The 5,224-nt window shown below is 59.8% G+C and carries 3 protein-coding genes; 2 read left to right on the top strand and 1 reads right to left on the bottom strand.

The window, feature by feature from the left end; translation table 11 throughout:
• Positions 1-68 precede the first annotated feature (68 nt).
• On the top strand, positions 69-3,203 hold the full coding sequence (locus P2T65_RS21080; protein WP_276200688.1) for an SIR2 family protein: 3,135 nt from the start codon (positions 69-71) through the stop codon (positions 3,201-3,203).
• A 41-nt stretch (positions 3,204-3,244) separates the two neighbouring features.
• Here the strand turns inward: P2T65_RS21080 and P2T65_RS21075 are convergent, their stop codons facing one another.
• The gene (locus P2T65_RS21075; protein ID WP_276200687.1) at positions 3,245-4,822 is read right to left on the bottom strand and encodes a trypsin-like peptidase domain-containing protein; all 1,578 of its coding nucleotides are present in this window, start codon (positions 4,820-4,822) and stop codon (positions 3,245-3,247) included.
• Between the two features lie 146 nt (positions 4,823-4,968).
• Here P2T65_RS21075 and P2T65_RS21070 point away from each other — a divergent pair.
• The coding region (locus P2T65_RS21070) for a transposase (RefSeq protein WP_276198947.1) at positions 4,969-5,224 on the top strand (256 nt) is incomplete at its 3' end.

Raw genomic sequence — 5,224 nt, 5'->3', positions numbered from 1 at the left:
GCCGGATCGCCTCCCATTCGAAATCCGTCAGATCGTAGCGGCCCATCGCAAAGCTCCCGAAAAGGAGCTTGAATCACAATCGCCACCGTCAGGGAACCCAGAGCCGTTTATGGGTTTACGGCCTAGGGGCAGGCGCATCGGTCAGTTCCGGCATCCCATCGGCGCAAGCCTGCATATGGGAGTGGAAACGAGACCTGTTCCTCACCAACAACCCCGGTCTTGAAGAGCAGTTCGCCGAGCTGTCGCTGCCCAGCGTGCAGCGTCGTGTCCAGCAGTGGTTGGACGCGCAGGGCATGTACCCACAGCACGCGGCGGCCGACGAGTACGGCTTTTATATTCGCGCCTGCTTTCCCATCGCCGACGACCGCCGTGCCTTCTTTCAGGAAAAGGTGCGCGGCGCGCAGCCGCATATCGGCTACCGGCTTTTGTGCCACCTCGCCAAGGCCGATCTTGTCCGATCCGTCTGGTCTACGAACTTCGACGGGCTGCCCGCGCGCGCCGCTGCGAATTTCAGCCTTACGCCTTTCGAGGTCGGGATCGACACGCAGGGCCGCGTTGCCCGTCCAGCGAGCGCAGGCGAGTTGCTGTGCGTCTCGCTACATGGCGACTACCGGTACGATGAACTCAAGAACACGCCTGAGGAACTCCAGCGCCAGGAAGAGGCCTTGCGCCGCGCTCTGATCGACGAGTTGCGCCAGCGCACCCTGATCGTCTGCGGCTACAGTGGGCGCGACGGCTCCATCATGGAAGCCCTTCATGCTGCCTGCGCAGAGCAGGGTACAGGCGCACTGTATTGGTGCGGCTACGGCGACGGCGATGTTCCAGAGCCGATTGCCCGGCTGATCGCTCATGCGAGAGCACACGGCAGGCAGGCTTTCTACGTTCCCGCGCTCGGCTTCGACGATTTAATGACGCGGCTTGCACTGCATTGCCTTGAGGGCGAGCGACGCGAGGCGGCGCGCAAGGACATTGCCGCGCTCGCCCCAGCCGACCTTCTCGCGCGAGCGCCGTTTCAGGTGGCGGAGCATCGCGCGAACACCCTCATCAAGAGCAACGCCTTCGAGATCGATTGTCCGGCGGAGGTGCTTTCCTTCGATCTCATCGCCTGGCCATCGGAGAAGGTCTGGTCCTGGGTGCGGGAGCAAACCGGGGCGCGCCCGGTCGTCGCAGTGCCTTTCAAGGGGAAGATTCTCGCGCTCGGCACGGTGGACGAAATCAAGGATTGCTTCGGCGAGAACATCAAAGGGCCGGTCGAGAGAACACCGGTCAGTCCCGACGAATTGCGCTATGAGGACGGCGCGATTGTGAGTCTAATGCGCGAAGCGTTCGTGCGCTCAATGGCGCAGGCCGCCGATGTCGAGACAGACGGCCAGTCTGAGCTTTGGCTGAAAACGCCGCTCAAGAAGATGCGGCAGGACAATGTGCAGTGTCATGCGCATGAATCGGTCATCGTGTTTCTGCGCCGCGTCGGTGGCACGCAGTACGTTGTCCTCAAGCCGTCAATCAAGGTGCTGGACCAGAACGGAGCGGAAGTGCCTCACGATGTCGCCGGGCCGGTCAAGCTCGGCATTCTCGGCTACCAGCACAACAAGCCGTTCAACATTGCGATGAACAAGTGGCGCGGTCTGCTCTTCCCGAAGGAAAAGCCGTCCTCTTTCGAGTTTCCGAGCGGCGCGGGATCGAGCTTCAAGTTTCGCGTTCGCCGCTCCCCGGTCTTCGCGCAGATCGGCCTTCCACACGGCGGGCGGGCCGCCAGTATCACGCAAAACCTTCGACCCCTTATCAAATACAGGGGCCTTGAACTGGCCGAGCCGGCCCTTCTGTTCTGTGACAAGCGCGGAACCGGTACAAACACTGACACGCATCCGGTGCGCGGCCTCGCCGCGAACCGTCCCTTCGACTATCCGCTCACGCTCAAAGGGCTTGTGCCGTCGCTGCGCATCGGCGTGATCTGCCCGCGCTCCGAAGCGCCGCACGTACGCGCCTATCTTCAAAAGGCCAATCAGGGACACCGTCCTGCCGACCCGGAGCGTGACTACCTCGTCGATTATCCAGGCTTCCAGCAGGCCTACGGCCTGCCCATCGAAATTCCCGAACTAGACGCGCCGGGCTGGGCTTATTGCGCGGAGCCTTTGAGCACCGGCGAGCACACGGGCGCGCTATCAGTCGCACAGCAGATCACGGGCGCTCTTGAGGCCCTGCGCTCCTCATATGCGCCACACGTCGTGCTCGTTTTCTTCCCGCGTCGCTGGGATCATTTGCGCGGCTACCGCGACGAGCACGAGCGATTCGACGTGCATGATTTCGTAAAGGCCTACGCCGTCCAGCGCGGAGTCGCGACGCAGTTCCTGACCGAGGACACGCTCTCGGATACCCAGCAGTGCCGCGTGTGGTGGTGGCTGTCGCTCGCGCTCTATGTCAAGGGGATGCGCACGCCGTGGGTGCTTGGCGGCCTCGACGAAGACGCGGCTTATGTCGGGCTCGGGTTCAGTATCGATCGGAACGCCGCGAAGGGCAATCACATCGTTTTAGGGTGCAGCCACATCTACAGCGCGCGGGGCGAGGGTCTGCAATACCGGCTGAGCAAGGTTGAGAACCCCATTATAAGGGGCAAGAACCCCTTCATGTCGCGGGACGACGCCCGCCGCACCGGAGAAACCATTCGTCAGCTTTTCTTCGACGCTCGCATGAAGCTCCCCCGGCGCGTCGTGCTGCACAAGCGCACGCCGTTTCTGAAGGAGGAACGCGAAGGGTTGCTCGACGGGCTCAGCGGAATTGCCACTGTCGACATGCTGGAAATTGTCGAAGACCGCGCCCTTCGTTACGTCGCGTCGATGCCGCGCCGTAACGGCACTATCGATGAGGATAATTACCCGGTACGGCGGGGCACCGTGATGAAGCTCGACGACTTCACAGCCTTGCTGTGGGTCCATGGGGCGACCACCGCGGTCAATCCGAACCTGAAGTACTTTCAGGGGAAGAGGCGTATTCCCGCACCGCTTACGATCCGGCGTCATGCAGGCGTTACACCTCTCGACCAATTATCTGCGGAGATACTCGGACTTTCCAAAATGAACTGGAACACGTTCGACCTCTACACCAAACTGCCGGCGACGCTTCAGTCCTCCAGTGAAATTGCCCGTATCGGCTCGCTACTCCAGCGGTTCGGCGCGGGGTCATACGACTATCGCCTCTTCATCTGATAACCAGGAGCATCGAACGTCTTCCCATCTCCACCTAGAAGTTATTCAGCAAGCCAATCGTTCAGCATCTCAATCCGGATAGCGAAGTCCCGACCCTCACCAGGGCCTCCTTTGTGAATGATTCCCGCGACCGCATCGTTATGGTCAAGGAGAGGGCCGCCGGACATTCCTTGCGACAGCTTCTGTGTGACCTCGATCAGCTTGACACCATGTTTGACGGGCAGCGAACTCACCTTCCCATCCCGGACATTTAGCCTGTCGCCTGGGCCAAAGCTTGGATAGCCGACAGCAACCAGCCCTTCACCGACCACAACGGAATGGGTCGACTGCTCAAGTTCGAAATACTCGGTGGCCGGGATTGCATGTTCGAGAATAGCGAGGTCACGAGGCTCGTCGCGCTTGAGTACTTTCGCCTTGAAGGCGTTAGACGGCTTGCTTGGATGGTAGACCTCGACCTCTTCCACGCCCGCGACGCAATGGGCAGCAGTGACCAAGCCCACGCCCCTGAGGAAGAAGGCACTGCCTTGCGCCATTTCGCCCTCGAAATGCTCGACAACCCATACAGCCCTATCGCGGACCTCAGCCGCAGTCGGTGTCACTTCGATCTTACGCTCCGGGAAACTAGCGTTGAATCGAACCGCGATCGATCGAAATACAGGGTCAGATTGGCCCCGGATGTGTCGGAGCCAAGTGATTTTCCCCTCAAGATGTTTACTTAGATCGGATTTACCGCCATGACTGCTCTCAAATTTCTCCTGTGCAGCTTTCCTTCCTAGGGTCTCAACTGAATAAAGTGCTGCCCGAATATTCCGGACATAGCGGCGATCAACATTGAGCAGCTCGTTAATCTTGAGCCCTGTAACTGTTCGACGCGAGTGCCGGTCGGCATAGTGTGCTTTGTCGGGGTTTATCGAAAATCCGTTGGTAACGATGATATTGCGGAAGGCCGGCGCAAGCAGATCGGGGGCGAAATGCCCCGAGGGTGGGACCGCCTCGAACAGCGCCGTCATTGGCTGGTGACTCGAAAGGGTGATGTCGTCCGCGTAGCGCGTATAGATACACCGCGAAGCCTTCGCGAAGGCGAGTAGCTCCTTATCTAAGCGAAAGCAGATCATGTTGGAGAGGACGGGACTCGTCGGCGCGCCTTGCGGTAAGCAAGCGTTGTGACAGCACAGTCGGCCAATGATGCTCGCGACTCTACTGTCGATGCCAAGTGTTTCGAGGACGCCGATGATCCGATTTTCGGTGATCGTCGGAAAGAAATCCTTCAGGGCGATGTTGAGCACAAAGCGCTTACGCAGATGTGTTAAAGCGTTTGTCTTCACTGATTTTCCAACTACAAAACCATGGACTGGATTCCGGACGCGATAGAGCTGGTCAAGCAGCGGGGCGATCTTCCGCTGAAGGTATTTGAGGCGCTTGTCGGGCGCATTGATGATTCTGGACTTGCCGTTCCCCTTGGCGATCTCGAATTGGTGGTACATGCGACCACGAAACCACCAGATCTTTTTCAGTTCTTTGGCCGATACGCCCAGGTAGGTAAGAAGCGCCGCCTCACTAGCCAGTTCGGGAGGAATTGCGATCCGGACGACGGGGATACCAAAAAAGGACGGCGGCACGAGGTCTCCCTTCCAATCACGCCATGTGTCGCATTGTCGATATGGCGCGCACGATATGTGCAGACATTAGGCCGTAAACCCATAAACGGCTCTGGGTTCCCTGACGGTGGCGATTGTGATTCAAGCTCCTTTTCGGGAGCTTTGCGATGGGCCGCTACGATCTGACGGATTTCGAATGGGAGGCGATCCGGCCTCACCTTCCCAACAAGTCGCGGGGCGTGCCTCGCGTGGATGACCGGCGGGTGCTCAATGGCATCTTCTGGTGCCTGCGCTCGGGCGCGCCGTGGGCGGACATGCCGGCGCGCTACGGGCCGCCGACCACGATCTACAACCGCTTCAACCGATGGCGGAAGGCGGGCGTCTGGGATCGGCTCATGGACGCGATCACAAGGGCTTACGATG

This window comes from Chelatococcus sp. XZ-Ab1, from assembly GCF_029309855.1.
Lineage (GTDB): Bacteria > Pseudomonadota > Alphaproteobacteria > Rhizobiales > Beijerinckiaceae > Chelatococcus_A > Chelatococcus_A sambhunathii.
The sequence above is the reverse complement of the archived record's forward strand: the minus strand, read 5'-3'. Positions and strand labels throughout refer to the sequence as shown.